We start from the raw sequence: 17,148 nt of genomic DNA, 5'->3' as shown, positions 1-17,148 counted from the left end.
AAATCGTCCTTCTCCCCGTCACTATACGGGGAGAAGTGCCCGGCAGGGCGATGAGGGGCAGCGCAAACCTCGGGCAATTGACCGGTGGGATCCTAGCCCGTCGATGCTGGCCTCACCCGACCAGCGCATCCAGTTCCGGCAGCAGGACGACGCTTTCCTGTTCGTTGGGATCGGTGCGCGCAATGACGGCCGAAGACGGGGCGCCGCTCAGATTGGCCGGCAGATGCGGCACGCCGGCGGGAATGTAGAAGAGGTCGCCGGCCTTGACGACGATATGGTGCTCGAGCCGGTCGCCATACCAGGTGTGGACTTCGCCGGAGAGCACATAGATCGCCGTCTCGTGGCTCTCATGCATATGCGCTTTGGCGCGCGCGCCGGGCGGCATGGTGAGCATGTGCATGCAGATGCCGGAAGCGCCGACGGTCTCGGCGGCGATGCCGGCGAAATAGGTCAATCCCTGTTTGCCTTCATAAGTGCTTTCAGGGCGGATAAGATGACAAGTCGGTTTGGGCGACATCGGGGAAACTCCGGGCGTCGATCGAGTGGGACAAGGTCAGTGGGACAGGGCCAAATGGGACAGGGTAAGTGGAAAACAACATCGCGATAAAAGCAATCGGATTCCAGCCGCCGCAGGGACGGAAACAGGCAGGCGGCGGCCGATGACGGGGAATTCGCCAGCCGTCGTCGCGGCAAGCAAACTCGGACTGACCTTCCAGACCAATGACGGGCCGGTGCAGGCGTTGTCCAATGTCGATCTCACCATCGGCAAGGGCGAGTTCGTCTCCTTCATCGGGCCTTCGGGCTGCGGCAAGACCACGCTGCTGCGCGTCATCGCCGATCTGGAGAAGCCGACCTCGGGGACGATTTCCGTCAACGGCATGACAGCAGAGCAGGCGCGCGAGAAACGCGCCTATGGCTATGTCTTTCAGGCCGCCGCCCTGTTTCCGTGGCGCACCATCGAGCGCAATGTCGGGTTGCCGCTCGAGATCATGGGCCTGTCCAGGGCGGAGCAAGGCGAGCGGATCAAGCGCACGCTCGACCTCGTCAACCTCTCTGGTTTCGAGAAGAAATATCCCTGGCAGCTTTCGGGCGGCATGCAGCAGCGGGCCTCGATTGCCCGTGCGCTGGCCTTCGATGCCGACCTGCTGCTGATGGACGAGCCGTTCGGTGCGCTGGACGAGATCGTGCGCGACCATCTCAATGAGCAGTTGCTGGAATTGTGGGGACGCACCAACAAGACCATCTGCTTCGTCACCCACTCCATTCCGGAGGCCGTCTATCTGTCGACGCGCATCGTCGTCATGTCACCGCGGCCGGGCCGCGTCAGCGACATCATCGAATCGACGCTGCCGAGAGAGCGGCCACTCGACATCCGCGAGACGCCGGAGTTTCTGGCGATCGCAGCGCGCGTGCGGGACGGGCTGCGGGCAGGGCATAGTTATGATGATTGAGCGCCTTGGCATGCGAGCGGCCACCCACGCCTTCGTCATCCTAGGGCGGAGCAGGCGCGAAGCGGCCTGCGTAGACCCTAGGATCCATGCCGTGACATCAGTCGAAGGGCGCAAGCGGTTGAGAATACGCACCCAACACAGCGAGGCGAAGGGAGCCGTGTTCCGCAACGTTGCGAACCACAGAGGGAACGGCATGGATCCTAGGGTCTGCGCCGCGTCGCTTCGCTCCTTGCTTCGCCCTAGGATGACGAAGAGAAAGGACCTCCGCTTCGCTCCGGCCACCCTCTCCCCGTTGGGGAGAGGAGGGCGCCTGTCCTGCGAGGGCCGCTAGATGGACACCTTCCGCGACAAGCTCGTTCCCGTGACCTCGATCCTCGCCGGCGTGGTCGTGCTCTGGTATGTCTTCGCCGTCGTCCTCAACGCGCCGTTCCAGCGCGATCTCGACCGCCGTGCCGGTGAAACCTCCACGTTCAGCGAACTCATCGGCAAGACGCTGTCGCAGCCGAAGCCGACATTGCCGGCGCCGCACCAGGTGGCGGTGAATTTCTTCGAGAACACCTTCCTGCGGCCCATCACCTCGAACCGCAGCCTCGTCTACAATGCCTGGGTGACGCTGTCGTCGACGCTGCTCGGCTTCGCTTTCGGCACCGCGCTCGGCATCATCATCGCGGTCGGTATTGTCCATGTGGCAACGCTCGACCGCAGCCTGATGCCGTGGATCATCGCCTCGCAGACCATTCCCATCCTGGCGGTGGCGCCGATGATCATCGTTGTGCTTGGGGCGATCGGCATCAGCGGCCTGATCCCGAAGGCGATGATCTCGACCTATCTGTCGTTCTTCCCGGTGACTGTCGGCATGGTGAAGGGGCTGCGCTCGCCCGAGATCATGCATCTCGACCTGATGCACACCTACAATGCCAGTCGTGCGCAAACCTTCTGGAGATTGCGCGTGCCGGCCTCGGTGCCGTTCCTGTTCACCTCGATGAAGGTGGCGGTGGCGGCAAGCCTGGTCGGCGCCATCGTCGGCGAACTGCCGACCGGTGCGGTCGCCGGCATCGGCGCCAAGCTGCTCGCCGGCGCCTATTACAGCCAGTCCATCGACATCTGGTCGGCGCTGGTCGCCGGGTCGGTGGTGGCCGCACTTCTGGTCATGGTTGTCGGCATTGCCGGGCGCCTCGTCGACCGCGCCATGGGCGGGAGGCCGGCATGAACTGGCTGAAACCCTCCTGGCAAGCGGTGCTGGCGATCGTGCTGTGCCTGATCGCAGTGGCGCTCGGCCCGATCGCCGCGCCGAAAGTCGATGCACTGGCGCAGCCTGCAGGGACGTTGATATACCCCTATGTGGCGACGACCTGGCTGATCTTCGGCGTGCTGCTTCTTGTTGCCTTGATCTCGATGGCCAGAATACCGTCCATCGTCGAAGCTGTTGTGCTTTTCATCGGCGCGCATCTGGTCGCCTGGCTGCTGATTGGAGGCATCGCCGGTTTCGAAGGTCTGGCGCGGGCGCCGTTTTTCCTGCTGCTCACCGCCGCCTGGCTGCTCGGCTGGCGTTGCGTGGCGGTGCTGTCATCGTTGCGTCCCTTCGCCAAATGGGCTCGCACCGCGCTTCGCCTGATCATCCCGGCCATCTTCGGCGCCTGGATACTGATCATCTGGGAAGCCGTGACACGGGGCGCCGGCATTCCCTTCATCCTGTTGCCGCCGCCAAGCGCGATCGGCGCACGCATCGCCGGTTCGCTGCCGGTGCTCGGCGCCGATGTCCGGCAGACCATCTTCAAGGCGGTGATCTTTGGGTATGTCGTGGGCAGCGGCGCCGGCTTCATCACCGCGATCCTCGCCGACCGTGTGCCGTTCCTGCGGCGCGGGCTGCTGCCGATCGGCAACATGGTCTCGGCGCTGCCGATCATCGGCGTCGCCCCGATCATGGTGATGTGGTTCGGCTTCGACTGGCAGTCCAAGGCGGCTGTTGTCATCATCATGACCTTCTTCCCGATGCTGGTGAACACGGTGGCCGGCCTTGCCGCCTCCGGCCATATGGAGCGCGACCTGATGCGCACCTATGCGTCGGGCTACTGGCCGACGCTGCTGAAGCTTAGGCTGCCGGCCGCCGCTCCCTTCATCTTCAACGCGCTGAAGATCAACTCGACGCTGGCGCTGATCGGCGCCATCGTTGCCGAGTTCTTCGGCACGCCCGTCGTCGGCATGGGTTTCCGCATCTCGACCGAGGTCGGGCGGATGAACATCGACATGGTCTGGGCCGAAATCGCAGTTGCAGCACTTGCGGGTTCGGTCTTTTATGGCGTGGTCGCTCTTGTCGAAAGAGCCGTCACGTTTTGGCATCCCTCTGTCCGTGGTGGATAGGGGCGGTGGGTTTAGGGCACTAACTTCAGAGGGTAATAAAATGAAAAGACTGATTATTCCCGTTCTGGCCGGCGCGATGTCGTTGGCCGCTTTCCAGGCAATGGCCGCCGACAAGGTGACGTTGCAGCTGAAATGGGTCACGCAGGCCCAGTTTGCCGGCTACTATGTCGCCAAGGCCAAGGGTTTCTATGAGGCCGAGGGTCTCGACGTCGACATCAAGCCGGGCGGTCCCGATATCGCGCCCGAGCAGGTGATCGCGGGTGGCGGCGCCGACGTCATCGTCGACTGGATGGGCGGTGCGCTGGCTGCCCGCGAAAAGGGCGTGCCGCTGGTCAACATCGCCCAGCCGTTCAAGAAGGCCGGCATGGAGCTGGTCTGCCCGAAGGACGGCCCGATCAAGACCGAAGCCGACTTCAAGGGTCACACGCTGGGCGTCTGGTTCTTCGGCAACGAGTACCCGTTCTATGCCTGGATGAACAAGCTCGGCCTGAAGACCGAAGGCGGCCCGGACGGCGTCACCGTGTTGAAGCAGAGCTTCGACGTGCAGCCGCTGATCCAGAAGCAGGCGGACTGCATCTCGGTCATGACCTACAACGAGTACTGGCAGCTGATCGACGCCGGCTACAAGCCGGAACAGCTGACCGTGTTCAACTACTCGGCGATGGGCAACGACCTGCTCGAGGACGGGCTCTATGCGTCGGAAGACAAGCTCAAGGATCCGGCCTTCGAAGACAAGATGGTGCGTTTCGTGCGTGCCTCGATGAAGGGCTGGAAATACGCAATCGACAACAATGACGAAGCCGCAGGCATCGTCATGGACGGCGGCGGCCAGGACGAGAACCACCAGAAGCGCATGATGAGCGAAGTCGCCAAGCTGATCGACAATGCCGACGGCAAGCTCGATCCGGCGACCTACGAGCGCACCGCCAAGGCGCTGCTCGACCAGAAGATCATCACCAAGGAGCCGACCGGCGCCTACACCACCGCCATCACCGACAAGGCGGTCAAGTAAGCCTAGCCGGTAACAATCGATCTCGAAACGGCGCCTCCGGCAGAAATGCTAGAGGCGCCGTTCCTTTATGGTGTTCATAACGAAGCTGGTTTCGATCGAGGCGACGCATTTCAGCCGCGCGATCTTTTCCTTGATGAAGCGCTCGTATTGTTCGAGGCTTCCCGTCACCACCTTCAGCACATAGTCGCGCGAGCCGGTGACGAGGTGGCATTCCAGCACCTCTTCCCAGCCGCGTATCGCGTCCTCGAACATGACGATCTCGTCTTCGTTCTGGCGGCTGAGCCGGATGGTGGCGATGGCGACCATGCTCCAGCCGAAGGCTGAGGGATCAACCAGCGTGGTGTAGCCTCTAATGACGCCGGTCTCCTCCAGCCGCCGCACCCGCCGCAGGCAGGGCGACGGCGACAGGCCGATGCGCTCGGCAAGCTCGTTGTTGGTGATGCGGGCGTCGGCCTGCAGCTCACGCAGGATTTTCAGGTCGAAATCGTCGGCTATCTTCTGCTGCACTTTCGGTCTCTCCAGGCAATTAGTTGCGGGAATGCAGCCATGCGAGGCCAAAAATAGCAAGGACTGGTGGAACGGGATCGCATAAATTGCCGTTCACTATTTCACTCGAACAGGCAGGAAAAGCCATGACCGCGCCACGCCCGTCGAAAACCCATATTGGCAACCACAAGCTCCACCCGGAGACGCTGATGCTGAGCTATGGCTTCGATCCGCAGCTGTCGGAGGGCGCGGTCAAGCCACCGGTGTTCCTGACCTCGACCTTCGTGTTCAAGTCGGCGGAGGAGGGACGCGACTTCTTCGATTACACCTCCGGCCGTAAGGAGCCGCCGAGCGGCACGGCGTCCGGCCTGGTCTATTCGCGCTTCAACCATCCCAACAGCGAGATCGTCGAGGACCGTCTGGCAATCTACGAAGGGACGGATGCCTGCATCCTGTTTTCATCAGGCATGTCGGCGATCGCCACGACACTGCTCGCCTATATCAGGCCGGGCGACGTGATCCTGCATTCGCAGCCGCTTTACGGCGGCACGGAGACGCTTTTGACGCGCACGCTTTCCGGTTTCGGCATCGGCGCCGTCGGCTTCGCGGACGGCGTCGACGAGACGGCGGTGCGCGCAGCCGCCGACGCGGCAACGCGCAAGGGCCGCGTGTCGGTCATCCTGATCGAGACGCCGTCAAATCCGACCAACAGCCTGGTCGATATCGCGCTGATGCGGACGATCGCTGACGAGATCGGTGCGAGCCAAGGGTCGACACCGATCGTTGTCTGCGACAACACATTGCTCGGCCCGGTGTTCCAGCGGCCGATCGAACATGGCGCCGATGTCTCCGTTTATTCGCTGACCAAATATGTCGGCGGCCATTCCGACCTGATCGCGGGCGCCGCCATGGGCAGCAAGGGGGTCACCAAGCCGATCAAGGCGCTGCGCGGCGCGATCGGCACGCAACTCGACCCGCATTCCTGCTGGATGCTTGGCCGCTCGCTGGAGACGCTGTCGATCCGCATGGAACGGGCCAACGACAATGCGCGGCTGGTCGCCGAATTCCTGCGCGACCATGCCAAGGTCGAGAAGGTGCATTACCTGCCGTTCCTGGGCGAGGACACGCCGGCGGGCCGCACCTACAGAGCGCAATGCACTGGTGCCGGCTCGACCTTCTCCTTCGATATCAAGGGCGGGGAGAAGGCGGCTTTCGCCTTTCTCAACAACCTGCAGATCTTCAAGCTGGCGGTGAGCCTGGGCGGAACGGAATCCTTGGCCAGCCACCCGGCGGCCATGACGCATTCGGGCATACCCTTCGAGGTGCGCCAGCGCATCGGCGTGCTGGAGACCACGGTCAGGCTGTCCATCGGCGTCGAGCACCCGGATGATCTCATCGCCGACCTGACCCAGGCGCTGGCAGCCGTCTGACGCCGCCGGTATCGCGCGGTCCATTAGGTTGCACGTAAGTGTTACTCGCGCGCAGCCATTCGCTCTTATAAGCCTTGTGCCGATGCATTCGCGCGCCGGGGAGCCGTGGCTGGATGTGATCAGCAAACGGAGATTCTCATGCGTATCCAATCCTTGGCGCCGATGCTTTCGGCACTGGCCATCTCGGCGTCCTTCCTTACGGCAGCGCCGGCCCTGGCCGAGACGGTGAAGCTGAAAGCGACGCTCGACGGCGCCCAGCAGAACCCGCCGGTGACCACGAAAGGCAAGGGCACCGCAGCTCTTACCTTCGACACGGCCACGAAGAAACTCAGCTGGAACGTCAAATATTCCGGCCTCAGCGGGCCGGCGACCGCCGGGCATATTCACGGCCCAGCCGCGATGGGTGAAAACGCCGGGGTGGCGATCCCGTTCAAGGGCAAGCTCAAGAGCCCGATCAAGGGATCGGCTGTGCTGACCGACGCGCAGGCCGCCGACCTGATGGCCGGCAAGGACTATGTCAACGTGCACACTGCGGCCAACAAGGACGGCGAAATCCGTGGCCAGGTCGAGGCCGCGAAATAGCGCAAGCCGCATGACAAAAAGGGGCGGGCGACCGCCTCTTTTTTGTTTGGACTACGCCTTGTCGCGTATCTGCGTCATCGTCTTGGTCGGCGTGATCGCTTCGGGGTCGAGGCGGATTTCCACGATCGCCGGCTTGCCGCTGGCGCGGGCACGTTCGAAGGCGGGAGCGAAATCGGCGGTCTTCTCGACCGTCTCGCCATGGCCGCCATAAGCACGGGCCAAGGCCGCGAAGTCGGGGTTCTTGAGATCGGTGGCGACGACGCGGCCGGGATATTCGCGCTCCTGATGCATGCGGATGGTGCCGTAGATGCCGTTGTTGACGACGACGACGACGATCGGCAGGTCATACTGCACGGCGGTGGCGAATTCCTGCCCGTTCATCAGGAAGCAGCCGTCGCCGGCAAAAGCGACCACAGTGCGCTCCGGAAACAGCTCCTTGGCGGCGACGGCCGCAGGCGTGCCATAGCCCATCGAGCCCGATGTCGGCGCACCTTGAGTGGCGAAGCGGCGGAAGCGGTGGAAGCGATGCACCCAGGTGGCGTAATTGCCGGCGCCGTTGGTCAGGATGGCATCGTCGGGCAGCATCTTTTCGAGGTAGTTCATGATCGGCCCCATCTGGACCGAGCCGGGGCCGCCTTCCGGTGGCGTCGACCAGTCGAGATAGGCGGCATGCAGCTTTGGCGTTTCGGCTGCCCAGACGGGTGCGGAGGCCGGCTTGCGCCTGGCGAAAGCGTCGATGAAGGCGGACGGCGAGGCGTTGATCGCCAGTGTCGGCCGGTAGACGCGGCCGAGTTCGCCGGCATCGGCATGGATATGCACCAGCGTCTGGTCGGGGTAGGGGCTTTTCAGCAGCGTGTAGTCCGAAGAGGGCATTTCGCCCATGCGGCCGCCGATCAGCAGCACGAGATCGGCCTGCTTGATCGCTGTCGCCAGCTTCGGGTTGATGCCGATGCCGACATCGCCGGCATAGTTCGGATGCAGATGATCGAACAGCATCTGGCGGCGGAAGGAGCAGCCGACCGGCAGTGACCAGGCCTCGGCGATCGTGCGCATCTGTGCCACGGCATCGGCGTCCCAGCGCGTGCCGCCGAGGATGACGAACGGCCGCTTGGCCTTAGCCAGCAGCTTTTCCAGCGCATGGAGCTCCGCTTCGCCCGGCCGTGTCTCAACCGGCGTGTGCGGCAAGGCGATAGGTGCTTCGACGATGCTGGTGAGCATGTCTTCGGGCAGCGAGATCACCACCGGGCCGGGACGGCCCGATGTCGCCACCGCGAAGGCGCGGGTGACGAATTCGGGGATGCGCGAGGCGTCGGCGATCTCGACCACCCATTTGGCGATATCGCCGAAGAACCTCTTGTAGTCCACTTCCTGAAAAGCCTCGCGCTCCTTGGCGTGGCTGGCGACCTGGCCGATGAACAGGATGACGGGTATCGAATCCTGCATGGCGATGTGGATGCCGGCCGAGGCGTTGGTGGCGCCGGGGCCGCGGGTGACGAAGCAGATGCCAGGCTTGCCGGTCAGGCGGCCGTGGCAATCGGCCATCATGGCGGCACCGCCTTCCTGGCGGCAGACGATGGTGCGGATCGCTGAATCGTGCAGCGCGTCCAGCACCGCCAGATAGGATTCACCCGGCACGCAATAGATGCGGTCGGTGCCATTGGCTTCGAGCGCGTCGACGATAAGTTGTCCGCCGGTCTTCATTGTCCAGACTTCTCCAGTTCGGCAAGGATTTCTTGCGTGTGCTCGCCCAGGCGTGGCGAGGGGCGCTCATAGACCAGCGGCGTGCCCGACATCACCATCGGCGCACGCACCGAAGGAAGAAGATTGCCATGGCCGTCGTCGAGGTCGAGCCGCATGCCGCGCGCGATGGTCTGCGGGTCGGCAAACATCTGGCCGATCGTGTTGATCGGGCTCGCCGGCACGCTGGCCGCTTCCAGCTTGGCCAGCAGCGGATCGCGGTCAAAAACCTTCAGCGCCTCGATCATGCGCTCACGCAGCCTGACCCGGTTGGCGACCCGGGCGGGGTTGGTGGCAAAGTCGGGATTGGCAGGCAGGTCGTCCAGTCCGACAGCGGCGCAGAATTTGGCGAACTGGCCGTCATTGCCGACCGCCAGGATGATATGCCCATCCCGGACCGGCACCACCTCATACGGGGCGATGTTCATATGCGCATTGCCCATCTGCACCGGCGACTTGCCGGAGACGAGATAGTTCAAATTCTGGTTGCCGAGCGCCGAGATCTGGGTGTCGAAGAGCGCCATGTCGACGTGCTGGCCTTCGCCGGTCTGTTCGGCGTGGCGCAGTGCCGCCTGGATGGCGATGACCGAATAGAGGCCGGTGAAGATGTCGGAGATGGCGACGCCCGCCTTTTGCGGCTCGCGGCCGACCTCGCCGGTGATCGACATCATGCCGGCCATGGCCTGGATGATGAAGTCGTAACCGGCGCGTGGTGCATACGGGCCGTCCTGGCCGAAGCCGGTGATCGAGCAATAGACGAGGCGCGGATTGATCTTGCGCAGGCTGTCATAGTCGAGGCCGTATTTCTTCAGGCCGCCGAGCTTGAAGTTCTCGATCAGCACGTCCGAGGTGGCGACCAGCCGGCGCACGGTCTCCGCGCCTTCCGGCGTCGAGAAATCGATGGCGATGGAGCGCTTGCCGCGATTGCAGGAATGATAATAGGCGGCCGACAGGTTCTCGCCGTCCTTGCCCATGACGAAGGGCGGGCCCCATTTGCGGGTGTCGTCGCCGCCATCGGGGCTTTCGACCTTGATGACATCGGCGCCGAGATCGGCAAGCAACTGCCCGGCCCATGGCCCGGCAAGGATGCGGGCGAGTTCGACGACGCGGACGCCTTTCAGCGGGGGCTCAGCCATGGATCACCGTGGTTGCCGCAATCACCGTGATTGCTGCGAAAGCAGAGCCTCTATCAAGCCCTGCAACGGCTGTCACGGCTCTTGCAATGGGCCAATCCGTCACGCTTTGAGGACTTCGTCGGCCCAAATGGCGAAATCATCCATGATGATGTCGCGATTCACCTCGTTCAGGCTTTCATGGCGGGTGTCGGCGTAAACCTTTGAAACCAGATTCGAAAAGCCCATCGCGCGCATGCGGCTGGCAAGATGCGTGATCCCTTTGCCATAGTCGGAAGCCGGATCCCTTTCGCCGCCGACGATGCTGATGGGCAGGTCGCGCCGGATGTTGGCAAAGCCGGCATCCTTGCCGCCGTTCAGCGCCGTGCCGACGACGTCTCGCCACATCGACACCGAAGCGTCCCAGCCGCACAAGGGATCGGCAATGTATTTCGCCACTTCCGCTTCGTCGCGCGACAGCCAGTCGAACAATGTGCGGTGATTGGGCACCGCCTTGCCCCAGGCCTGGAAGGTGAGCTTTGGCAGCAGGCGCGACGGCACGTCCGAGCCGAGCCGGAACCGCTCCCAGGCAAGGATACCGAGCGCCAGCTGTCCGAGCAGGCCTTGGGAGAAATTGCCGTTCCAGATAGCGGCGGCATGGACGCGTGGCGAATGACTTAAAAGGAAATTCAACGCCACGGATGCGCCCATCGAATGACCAAACAGGATGACCGGTCTGTTTGGCTGTTCGCTGGCGATAAGTTCATGGATGGCGCCGACGTCGGCGATCACCTTGGCCGAGCCGTCCTTGTCGGCGAACCTGCCCAGCGGCGCGTCGGGGGCCTTGGTCGCGCCATGGCCGCGATGATCGTGGACATAGACATGGAAGCCGCGGGAGCCAAGAAAATCGGCAAAGCGGGCATAGCGCGCTGCGTGCTCGGCCAGTCCATGATTGATCTGGACGACGGCGCGTGCCCGGCCATCGGCCTGCCTGACGAAAAGATTGAGCTCGGCACCGGTTGGGGAGCGAACCACGCGCTGCTGGCTGAATGACATGCCGCCTGGTCCCGCCCTTGCATTATCGTCGTTGGCTTTGTTTGCGCCGGCCCACATTATGCGTCAATCCGGCAACCCCGCTTTTCGCGACGATGTTTCTTGCGTTCGGTCAGCAAAATATCGCAATTCTGACATGGAGACAGCTTCAGTCTGTCGCCCACTTGTCCAGCCGGGGATTTTCCATGCGTATTGCTGTCGTTTTCGGATTGGCCATGCTGGCCGCGTCGCTGGCCGGCGCCGCGCGTGCCGACGTCAAGCTGAGCGGCAGCTTCGTCGCCGACGCTGCCTGTCCGGCAACGCAAGCCATCAAGAACGGCAAGAACCCCGGCAATGTCTCGACCGATGCCGGGCAGAGCTATCAGCTGCTTGCCGGCAACAAGGACACGCCGACGCATTATCTCATCCTGGTGCCGGGCGCCGATCCGGAGCGCCGTTGGGTGAAGGTCAGCTGCGGCCACGTTTCCGGCAGCAGCGCGGCGACCGTGCCGGCCGCGCCTGACGGGCAAGGCAAGCCGGCGACGTCGGGAAAACCCGAATATGTCTTCGCGCTGAGCTGGCAGCCGGCGTTTTGCGAGACAAAGTCGAACAAGACCGAATGCAGGGCGCAAAGTGCCGGTGATTTCGACGCCACGCATTTCACCTTGCACGGGCTGTGGCCGCAGCCGAACGGCAATTTCTATTGCCAGGCGACGGCTAGCGACAAGGCCAATGACAATCCGGCCCACTGGAAAGACCTGCCGCCGGTCAATCTTGACGCCAACACCCGCACGGAGCTCGATCAGGTGATGCCTGGAACGGCCTCCCACCTCGAGCGGCATGAATGGATCAAGCACGGCACCTGCTACGGCAAGAGCCAGCAGGACTATTTCTCCGACGCGCTCAATTTGATGCGCGCGGTGAACAGCTCGCCGGTGCGCGATCTCTTCGCCAAGAATATCGGCGGCAAGCTGACGGCCGACCAGATCCGCGGCGCCTTCGACACTGCCTTCGGGGCGGGGGCAGGCGACCGGGTGCGCGTGTCTTGCGTTATCGATCCGTCGAGCGGCAGGCGGCTGATCGGCGAACTGACGCTCGGCCTTGCCGGCCCGATCGGCCCGAACAGCTCGCTCAAGGACCTGCTGCTGGCTTCGGTGCCGACCAACAAGGCCGGTTGCCCGACAGGCAATGTCGACGCGATCGGGTTCCAGTAACTCTCAACAGAGGTACCGGACTGTCGCCCTGCCGTGCCCTGGTGCTATGCTGCGAGTGCATCATTCTAGCGGGGGCGGCAATGAATGGCATGACGAGCAGCGCGCTGGCACGGCTGGCTTTCTGGGCCAGGGGCATGGTCTCGATAAACGATGCCCGCATGGAATGGCCGGGCTTTTCGTATACCGACGCCGAGTGGGCACGCATGCGAACGCTCTCCGAACCGATCGGCGTCGGCACGTACCAGCTGTTCACCATCGTCAATGCGGCGATCTTCATCATCATCGCGGCGATCGGCATTTTCGGTGTCTTCCTGCCGCTGGCGACGTTGCTGTTTCCCGTGCCGGCGGAGACCAGCGCGTTGAAATTCTCCTCGCTGCTGGCCGCTTGCGCTTTCCTGATCATCGGGCTCGGCCTGCCGATCTCGATGCGCCTTTCGGCCATGCTGGTGGGCGGCAAGACGATGCGTGCGGCGCTGGTTCCAGCACTCGGCGACGAGGCGTTGGCGTCAAAGGTGTCCTGGCAGATCAACCGCATCATGCTGATCCTATGCGGCCTGCTGGTGCCGGGCATCCTGGTGTTCATTGCCTACGATATCGAGGCCGGGCCGATCCTCACGGCGCTGAAATGGCTGGCGATCGCGCTGATGGCGGTTTCGACCGTGACGGGCTTTCGACGGCAGAGGAAGTCGTAACGACCTAAATCTGTGCGGATTTGGTCCACGCAGCGGCCGTGTCGGCTTCGTGGTCGCCTGGCTCGCCGACGACGCGATCGCGGCCGGTCGACTTCGCCTTGTAGAGACGCTGGTCGGCAAGCGCGAACAGGTCGGCAAGGCAGCGCGTGGTTTCGCCGACGCTGGAAACGCCGGCGCTGACGGTGAGCTCGAAGCGGCTGGTGGCGGCTGAAGCCTTGATCGCATGGCGAATGCTTTCGCCGAACAGCCTGGCGACCGGGTGCGGACGAGAACTGAGGATGGCGAATTCCTCGCCGCCGATGCGGAACACCTGGTCCTCAGCGCTTGCCGCCTCGCCAAGCAGGGCAGCGACCGCCTTCAGCACCTTGTCGCCTTCGGCATGGCCGAAACGGTCGTTGATCGACTTGAAATGGTCGACATCGATGATCAGCAGGCTGAGCGGCCTGGCGGTACGCAGGCTGGTCTGGACGGCGGCTTCACCGTCGGCGTCGAAGCGCCCGCGGTGCAGCAGGCCGGTCAGCCCGTCGCGGCCGACATGTTCGACCAGCGCTTCGTAGCGTTCGCGATAGGTCAGCGTATCGAAGATATCAGTCAGTCCGCGCGGTGCCGTGACCTGGCGCTCCTCGAACCATTTGAGATAGGCAACAAGCATGGTGCTGAAAGTCAGCGCCGCCGCCATCTTGGCGAACCAGCCGCCGAAAAAGACGGCTATCGGCGCGCCGGCAACGAAATGCAGGGCGGTGAAAAAACCGGCCTGGTCGAAGGTCAGCACGCAGGCGACCGAAATCAGGATGCGCGCGAACGGCGCCTTGCGCAGATACCGACCAAGCTTTTCGTAGAGCAGGATGATCAGGATGGCATCGACGAACAGCAGCGTCGTGCCCCACACCATCAGCCAGCCCATCTGGTCGATGAAGCCGATGTCTGGAAGCCTGCCGTCGGGAAGTGCCGCGATGACGTGCAGGCGCAGCAGCAGCACCAGCCCGATCATCAGCGCATTGCCGAGCAGCAGGCCGTAGATCGGCTGACGCACGGTGGCGGCGTCCTCCTTCATGTAGAGCAGCAAAAGCATGACCAGCTTGCCGGAAAACAGCACCGCCGAGCCCGGAGAGACCATGCCGAACGGCAGAGCGACGTAAAAAACGCTGGCGAGATAGGTCTCGAGGAAGTGCATGACGCCGAGCGCGCAGACGAAGACGCCAAGGCCGATACGCCGTCTGAAGCGGAAAAGCGTCACCATGACGCTGAAGTAGACGACCGCTTCGGCAAGGAGCAGGAAACTGTTCAGCAATGCCGTCGACCCGATCTCTTTCTCGAAATCGCGGATAGCGAGCGATTCCACTCCGATCCTGTTTTGACGCCGAAGAGTTAACCGGAGATTTCAGCACGCTTCGTGCTGGTGGAAAACTTCGGCGATTGGCGGACACTTCCGCGTGTGACCGGGCAGATATGGCAAAAGCGATTGCCGTTCGCCGCCGCATCGCCTACATAGCGGCCAACCTCCACTCAATTCGACAGATCCAGTCAGTTTACTGGGCCAGTCAGTTTTTTCAGGGAAAGCGCGCGTGGCACGCCAGTTCATCTATCACATGGCCGGCCTCAACAAGGCCTATGGCACCAAGAAGGTGCTCGAGAATGTCCATCTCTCCTTCTATCCCGACGCCAAGATCGGCATCCTCGGCCCCAATGGCTCGGGCAAGTCGACGATCCTCAAGATCATGGCCGGGCTCGACAAGGAGTGGAACGGCGAGGCGTGGCTGGCCGAAGGCGCCACAGTCGGCTACCTGGCGCAGGAGCCGGCGCTCGATCCGGACAAGACCGTGTTCGAAAACATCATGGAAGGCGTCGCCGCCAAGACCGCCGTCATCGAACGCTACAACGAATTGATGATGAACTACTCCGACGAGACGGCCGATGAGTCGGCCAAGCTCCAGGACGAAATGGACCGGCTCAACCTCTGGGATCTCGAACAGCAGGTCGAGATGGCGATGGAAGCGCTGGGCTGCCCGCCCAAGGATTCGGAAGTCACCAAGCTTTCAGGCGGCGAGCGCCGCCGCGTCGCGCTTTGCCAGCTCCTGCTGCGCCAGCCCGACCTTCTGCTGCTCGACGAACCGACCAACCATCTCGACGCCGAAACCACGGCGTGGCTGGAAAAGCATCTGCGTGCCTATCCGGGCGCCGTGATGATCATCACCCACGATCGCTACTTCCTCGACAATGTCACCGGCTGGATCCTCGAACTCGATCGCGGCCGCGGCATTCCCTATGAGGGCAACTACACCAAATACCTCGAAGCCAAGGCCAAGCGGCTCAAACAGGAAGGCCGCGAGGACGATGCCCGCCAGCGCGCCATTGGCCGCGAGCGCGAATGGATCCAGTCGAGCCCGAAGGCTCGCCAGACCAAGTCCAAGGCGCGTATCCAGGCGTTCCAGGATCTTTTGGATGCAGCCGACAAGCGGCGTCCGAGCGATACGCAGATCGTCATCCCGCATGGCGAGCGGCTCGGCAATGTGGTGATCGAGGCGGAAGGCCTGTCGAAGGGCTTTGGCGACACGCTGCTCATCGACGGCCTGGAATTCAAGCTGCCGCCCGGCGGCATCGTCGGCGTCATCGGTCCGAACGGCGCCGGCAAGACGACGCTGTTTCGCATGATCACCGGCCAGGAAAAGCCGGATGCGGGTTCTGTCCGCGTCGGCGAAACAGTGAAACTCGGCTATGTCGACCAGAGCCGCGATGCGCTCGATCCGTCAAAGACGGTGTGGGAAGAGATTTCCGGCGGCGCCGAAGTGGTCAAGCTCGGCAAGTTCGAAGCCAATACGCGCGCCTATTGCGCGTCGTTCAACTTCCGTGGCGGCGACCAGCAGCAGAAGGTCGGCAACCTCTCCGGCGGCCAGCGCAACCGCGTGCATCTGGCAAAGATGCTGAAGACCGGCGGCAATGTGCTGCTGCTCGACGAACCGACCAACGATCTCGATACGGAAACGCTGGCCGCACTCGAAGACGCGCTGGAAAACTTCGGCGGCTGCGCCGTCATCATCTCGCACGATCGCATGTTCCTCGACCGCCTGGCGACGCACATCCTCGCCTTCGAGGGCGACAGCCATGTCGAATGGTTCGAGGGCAATTTCGAGGACTATGAGCAGGACAAGATCCGCCGCCTCGGACCTGATGCCGTCAACCCGCACCGCATGACCTACAAGAGGCTGACGCGGTAAGGGGTTTTCCGGGCGGCGAATTCTCAAGAAGGCATGAGGAGTTCACATGGCTGATTGGTCCGCCGCCCAATATCTGAAATTCGAGGATGAGCGCACGCGGCCCGCGCGGGATCTGGTGGCGCAGGTCCCCGTCGACTTCCCGCGCCGGGTCGTCGACATCGGCTGCGGGCCGGGCAATTCGACCGCGCTGCTCGTCGAGCGCTGGCCGGATGCGCAAGTGAGCGGCTTCGACACCTCTCCCGACATGATCGAGAAGGCGAGGGCACGTTTGCCCGAGGTCACCTTTGATCTCGCCGATGCCTCCAAATGGCAGCCGGCGGAGCCGGTCGACGTGATCTTCGCCAATGCGGTGTTCCAGTGGCTGCCCGAGCATCCCGCTGTGTTCCAGCGGCTGATGGGTTTTCTCGCGCCAGGCGGCGCTCTGGCCGTCCAGATGCCCGACAATATGGGCGAGGATTCGCACCGCCTGATGCGTGAAACCGCCGCCGAAATGCCGTTTGCCGAAAAGCTGAAGGGCGTGGCACGCGGGCCGTTGCCGCCGGTGTCGTTCTATTATGACCTGCTGTCGCCGCTCAGCGACCGGCTTGATATCTGGCACACAATCTACAACCATCCGCTTGCCGACGCGCAGGCGATCGTCGAGTGGGTGAAATCGACGGGCCTGAAACCGTTCCTCGATCCGCTGGGCGCCGACGAGCGGACGATGTTCCTCGACAGCTACACGGCCAGGATCGCCAAGGCCTATCCGAAGACGACAAGCGGCAAGGTGCTTTTGCGCTTTCCGCGCATCTTCATCGTCGCCAAACGGGCCTGATTGTCCACGC

The 17,148-nt window shown here is 63.1% G+C and carries 16 protein-coding genes; 10 read left to right on the top strand and 6 right to left on the bottom strand.

The features are described 5' to 3' along the window. Positions 1–112 precede the first annotated feature (112 nt). The gene (locus MESCI2_RS0101420) at positions 113–517 is read right to left on the bottom strand and encodes a cupin domain-containing protein (protein WP_027034988.1); all 405 of its coding nucleotides are present in this window, start codon (positions 515–517) and stop codon (positions 113–115) included. 142 nt (positions 518–659) lie between these two features. Here MESCI2_RS0101420 and MESCI2_RS0101415 point away from each other — a divergent pair, with 142 nt between their 5' ends. From MESCI2_RS0101415 to MESCI2_RS0101395, 4 genes are all read left to right on the top strand, one after another. Beyond that, the gene (locus MESCI2_RS0101415; protein ID WP_027034987.1) at positions 660–1,451 is read left to right on the top strand and encodes an ABC transporter ATP-binding protein; all 792 of its coding nucleotides are present in this window, start codon (positions 660–662) and stop codon (positions 1,449–1,451) included. Between the two features lie 331 nt (positions 1,452–1,782). Further along, on the top strand, positions 1,783–2,661 hold the full coding sequence (locus MESCI2_RS0101405; protein WP_027034985.1) for an ABC transporter permease: 879 nt from the start codon (positions 1,783–1,785) through the stop codon (positions 2,659–2,661). Then, the gene (locus MESCI2_RS0101400) at positions 2,658–3,812 is read left to right on the top strand and encodes an ABC transporter permease (protein WP_027034984.1); all 1,155 of its coding nucleotides are present in this window, start codon (positions 2,658–2,660) and stop codon (positions 3,810–3,812) included. Before MESCI2_RS0101405 ends, MESCI2_RS0101400 begins: the two co-directional genes overlap by 4 nt. A gap of 40 nt (positions 3,813–3,852) precedes the next feature. After that, positions 3,853–4,824, top strand: coding sequence for an ABC transporter substrate-binding protein (locus MESCI2_RS0101395; RefSeq protein WP_013530916.1), 972 nt, complete (start codon positions 3,853–3,855; stop codon positions 4,822–4,824). Positions 4,825–4,872: 48 nt separating this feature from the next. On the opposite strand, the gene MESCI2_RS0101390 is transcribed toward MESCI2_RS0101395, so the two are convergent. Beyond that, positions 4,873–5,331 (bottom strand): Lrp/AsnC family transcriptional regulator, encoded by a 459-nt coding sequence (locus tag MESCI2_RS0101390; RefSeq protein WP_027034983.1) that lies wholly within the window; start codon positions 5,329–5,331, stop codon positions 4,873–4,875. 125 nt (positions 5,332–5,456) lie between these two features. On the opposite strand from MESCI2_RS0101390, the gene MESCI2_RS0101385 reads away from it, so the two are divergent. Both MESCI2_RS0101385 and MESCI2_RS0101380 read left to right on the top strand, forming a co-directional pair. Continuing rightward, positions 5,457–6,740: a cystathionine gamma-synthase family protein gene (locus MESCI2_RS0101385; protein ID WP_027034982.1), complete on the top strand. Its 1,284-nt coding sequence runs from the start codon at positions 5,457–5,459 to the stop codon at positions 6,738–6,740. Between the two features lie 138 nt (positions 6,741–6,878). Next, entirely contained in the window at positions 6,879–7,322 is a 444-nt protein-coding gene (locus MESCI2_RS0101380; RefSeq protein WP_027034981.1) for a CHRD domain-containing protein, read from the top strand. Positions 7,323–7,373: 51 nt separating this feature from the next. On the opposite strand, the gene MESCI2_RS0101375 is transcribed toward MESCI2_RS0101380, so the two are convergent. The 3 genes from MESCI2_RS0101375 to MESCI2_RS0101365 all read right to left on the bottom strand — a co-directional run bounded on the left by MESCI2_RS0101375 (position 7,374) and on the right by MESCI2_RS0101365 (position 11,227). Continuing rightward, positions 7,374–9,023 carry a thiamine pyrophosphate-binding protein gene (locus MESCI2_RS0101375; RefSeq protein WP_027034980.1) on the bottom strand — a complete coding sequence of 550 codons (1,650 nt, stop codon included), beginning with the start codon at positions 9,021–9,023 and terminating at the stop codon, positions 7,374–7,376. Beyond that, the gene (locus MESCI2_RS0101370) at positions 9,020–10,195 is read right to left on the bottom strand and encodes a CaiB/BaiF CoA transferase family protein (RefSeq protein WP_027034979.1); all 1,176 of its coding nucleotides are present in this window, start codon (positions 10,193–10,195) and stop codon (positions 9,020–9,022) included. The genes MESCI2_RS0101375 and MESCI2_RS0101370 overlap by 4 nt, the downstream gene beginning before the upstream one ends. Positions 10,196–10,294: 99 nt before the next feature. Continuing rightward, positions 10,295–11,227, bottom strand: coding sequence for an alpha/beta fold hydrolase (locus tag MESCI2_RS0101365; protein ID WP_027034978.1), 933 nt, complete (start codon positions 11,225–11,227; stop codon positions 10,295–10,297). A gap of 182 nt (positions 11,228–11,409) precedes the next feature. On the opposite strand from MESCI2_RS0101365, the gene MESCI2_RS0101360 reads away from it, so the two are divergent. Then, on the top strand, positions 11,410–12,417 hold the full coding sequence (locus MESCI2_RS0101360) for a ribonuclease T2 family protein (protein ID WP_027034977.1): 1,008 nt from the start codon (positions 11,410–11,412) through the stop codon (positions 12,415–12,417). 80 nt (positions 12,418–12,497) lie between these two features. Then, the gene (locus tag MESCI2_RS0101350; RefSeq protein WP_050596428.1) at positions 12,498–13,109 is read left to right on the top strand and encodes a hypothetical protein; all 612 of its coding nucleotides are present in this window, start codon (positions 12,498–12,500) and stop codon (positions 13,107–13,109) included. A 4-nt stretch (positions 13,110–13,113) separates the two neighbouring features. On the opposite strand, the gene MESCI2_RS0101345 is transcribed toward MESCI2_RS0101350, so the two are convergent. Next, positions 13,114–14,400, bottom strand: coding sequence for a GGDEF domain-containing protein (locus MESCI2_RS0101345; RefSeq protein ID WP_032900351.1), 1,287 nt, complete (start codon positions 14,398–14,400; stop codon positions 13,114–13,116). Positions 14,401–14,674: 274 nt separating this feature from the next. Between MESCI2_RS0101345 and ettA the strand changes: the two genes are divergently transcribed. Both ettA and tam read left to right on the top strand, forming a co-directional pair. Further along, positions 14,675–16,324, top strand: a complete 1,650-nt coding sequence (gene ettA, locus MESCI2_RS0101340) for an energy-dependent translational throttle protein EttA (RefSeq protein ID WP_027034974.1) — start codon at positions 14,675–14,677, stop codon at positions 16,322–16,324. Between the two features lie 46 nt (positions 16,325–16,370). Beyond that, the gene (tam, locus tag MESCI2_RS0101335) at positions 16,371–17,138 is read left to right on the top strand and encodes a trans-aconitate 2-methyltransferase (RefSeq protein WP_027034973.1); all 768 of its coding nucleotides are present in this window, start codon (positions 16,371–16,373) and stop codon (positions 17,136–17,138) included. Positions 17,139–17,148 lie beyond the last annotated feature (10 nt).

It is taken from the genome of Mesorhizobium ciceri WSM4083, from assembly GCF_000519305.1.
Lineage (GTDB): Bacteria > Pseudomonadota > Alphaproteobacteria > Rhizobiales > Rhizobiaceae > Mesorhizobium > Mesorhizobium ciceri_B.
Note: the sequence above shows the minus strand (reverse complement) of the source record. Positions and strands in the feature narration are given on the sequence as shown.

Excerpts from the sequence above, each read along its gene's own strand:
- MESCI2_RS0101420 (WP_027034988.1), bottom strand. The coding sequence starts at position 517 with ATGTCGCCCAAACCGACTTGTCATCTTATCCGCCCTGAAAGCACTTAT.
- MESCI2_RS0101415 (WP_027034987.1), top strand. The coding sequence starts at position 660 with ATGACGGGGAATTCGCCAGCCGTCGTCGCGGCAAGCAAACTCGGACTG.
- MESCI2_RS0101405 (WP_027034985.1), top strand. The coding sequence starts at position 1,783 with ATGGACACCTTCCGCGACAAGCTCGTTCCCGTGACCTCGATCCTCGCC.
- MESCI2_RS0101400 (WP_027034984.1), top strand. The coding sequence starts at position 2,658 with ATGAACTGGCTGAAACCCTCCTGGCAAGCGGTGCTGGCGATCGTGCTG.
- MESCI2_RS0101395 (WP_013530916.1), top strand. The coding sequence starts at position 3,853 with ATGAAAAGACTGATTATTCCCGTTCTGGCCGGCGCGATGTCGTTGGCC.
- MESCI2_RS0101385 (WP_027034982.1), top strand. The coding sequence starts at position 5,457 with ATGACCGCGCCACGCCCGTCGAAAACCCATATTGGCAACCACAAGCTC.
- MESCI2_RS0101380 (WP_027034981.1), top strand. The coding sequence starts at position 6,879 with ATGCGTATCCAATCCTTGGCGCCGATGCTTTCGGCACTGGCCATCTCG.
- MESCI2_RS0101375 (WP_027034980.1), bottom strand. The coding sequence starts at position 9,023 with ATGAAGACCGGCGGACAACTTATCGTCGACGCGCTCGAAGCCAATGGC.
- MESCI2_RS0101370 (WP_027034979.1), bottom strand. The coding sequence starts at position 10,195 with ATGGCTGAGCCCCCGCTGAAAGGCGTCCGCGTCGTCGAACTCGCCCGC.
- MESCI2_RS0101365 (WP_027034978.1), bottom strand. The coding sequence starts at position 11,227 with ATGTCATTCAGCCAGCAGCGCGTGGTTCGCTCCCCAACCGGTGCCGAG.
- MESCI2_RS0101360 (WP_027034977.1), top strand. The coding sequence starts at position 11,410 with ATGCGTATTGCTGTCGTTTTCGGATTGGCCATGCTGGCCGCGTCGCTG.
- MESCI2_RS0101350 (WP_050596428.1), top strand. The coding sequence starts at position 12,498 with ATGAATGGCATGACGAGCAGCGCGCTGGCACGGCTGGCTTTCTGGGCC.
- tam (WP_027034973.1), top strand. The coding sequence starts at position 16,371 with ATGGCTGATTGGTCCGCCGCCCAATATCTGAAATTCGAGGATGAGCGC.